This is a genomic window from Gluconacetobacter tumulicola (genome assembly GCF_014174215.1).
Taxonomy (GTDB): domain Bacteria; phylum Pseudomonadota; class Alphaproteobacteria; order Acetobacterales; family Acetobacteraceae; genus Gluconacetobacter; species Gluconacetobacter tumulicola.
The window spans coordinates 1-1,839 of record NZ_JABEQL010000060.1 but is presented as its reverse complement, the minus strand read 5'-3'; the positions used below and the strand labels follow the sequence as shown (position 1 = coordinate 1,839).

Genomic DNA, 1,839 nt, shown 5'->3' with positions numbered 1-1,839 from the left:
CACCGCTTCGATCAGTGGCTCCCAAACCGCCCACGCTTCGTCGGTGAAAATCTGTGTCGCATTGCTTTCAGTCATTCCTCATATATAGGAATAACCTACAAGATCTAACAGGCCCTAGGTTGGAATGTGAACATGAAACGTATGAAGAATCTTGAGTATTGCCGCCCGGTAATCATCAAACATCGTTGCTATGCAAATGGAAAAATAGAATGAAACAGCAAAGAAATATGGTTTGTGTGCCATGCACCATAAGAAAAACGAATTTACTTTTTTATTGACGCAGAGCGGCCTGGTCAATGTGACGCAAAATATGCCTAGAGCTGCCCCTCCAATGACATCGCTCGGAAAATGATAACCAAGATAGATCCGACCGAAATCGAAGATAAATGCAAGTATATAGGCTAAAGCTCCGGCGGCGGGATTGACGGCATTCACTGTGCAGGCGAAACCAAAAAAAATCGTGGCATGATCGCTCGGGAATGATGACCAATGGCTAAGAGTGCCAGGTGCGACACCATTTGGAAGTCGGAAATTCAGCGCCGGATCATAGAGGGGTCTGACATGCATCGGTAGGTTAAACTGCAATATGCGGCTAATCACACCTGCTCCGAATGAAGTCAGAGCCCCTATAAAGACGCTGATCTTTTTTGCGTTTGTGTCTGAATAAAACCATGCAAAAACAACAATAGACATCATCAACATATTTGAAAATGCATTTAGTCCAGTAATTATGCCCACAACAACATCAATCAGGTCTCTGTTTTTTCCAACGTAACTCACATATCTCGAAATGCTATAATCAAATAGGTTAAAATTAAATACAGAAATTAATATCATCGATATTAATACTACAAATGAAGTTTCTTTTATTTTATTTGCTATAAGAAGTTTGCTTATATTTATAAATTTCACGCTATTCGCAGGTATTGTCCTCATGGCATCTTAACCCATCCTGAAGAGAGTGGTCCTGGAAATTGGATGACGCGACGTGATTAGGTGGTGCGATGTGAGTTGGCATCGGGTATTGCAGTAGCGTTGACGAATGCGACCCCTTTTATGGGGCGGCTCAGCACGAAATATTTCAGCGTAACCGGTTTGTAATGTTTTAAAAAGAAAAAACGCCGAGCATACACATGCTCGTGTTTGAGACAGGCTATCTGCCGGGCTGGATCGAAACGCCCGGGCGGCGTAGGGTCGACAATCGACTGTTCGCGGATGCGATCTTGCGGATGGCCGCCAATGCGGCACGCCGGCGTGACCTGCCGGTCGTGTTCGGCGGATGGACCGTGGTCCACGCCCGTTTTCGACCTTGGTCATACCCGGTCGTCCGGAAAAGGCTTTTCCATACCCTGGCCAACGTGTCGGACTTCGCATATGTCCCCGATCGACAGCACCCTTTCGACAGTTCATGCCGATATCGCCTGCGATGGGAGAAAACGCTCCCGGCCTCCAAGGGTTTCGTCCATTGCGCATACGCCATGATCTGGCTGCGTCGAATGCAGGCAGCACCCGGTCACCTGGAACTGAAATAGGCTTCATTATATTCTGCTCTTGTTGCGGAGAGCGAAAGTGGAATGACGGTGGGATGGTCCTGCTCTGCGCTGATGGTTTGCAGAGCAAGGAAGTCGCCGCACGTTTGGGCGTGCATGAACGGCACGACCTCACTGTTCGCAGCCCTCGGCGTCGCGACGGGTGCGGTGATCGGCAAATGCTACAAATGGCACCGGGCGGGACTGTCAGGAATTTCGTGTGCGAGGCGTTGTTCACGTTGTTGATCAGACGGTGGCGCGTGCGAAGCGTTCACCGAAGAGAATGGCGAACTGGGCCTTTGCCATGGAC

Annotated in this window: 1 protein-coding gene and 1 pseudogene; one reads left to right on the top strand and one right to left on the bottom strand. The window is 48.7% G+C overall.

The window, feature by feature from the left end; all coding sequences use genetic code 11:
* Nucleotides 1-114: 114 nt before the first annotated feature.
* On the bottom strand, nucleotides 115-936 hold the full coding sequence (locus HLH29_RS19180; RefSeq protein WP_182968967.1) for a phosphatase PAP2 family protein: 822 nt from the start codon (nucleotides 934-936) through the stop codon (nucleotides 115-117).
* Nucleotides 937-1,133: 197 nt separating this feature from the next.
* Here HLH29_RS19180 and HLH29_RS19175 point away from each other — a divergent pair.
* Nucleotides 1,134-1,440 (top strand): annotated as a pseudogene (locus HLH29_RS19175) (transposase); the annotation flags it as partial.
* Nucleotides 1,441-1,839 lie beyond the last annotated feature (399 nt).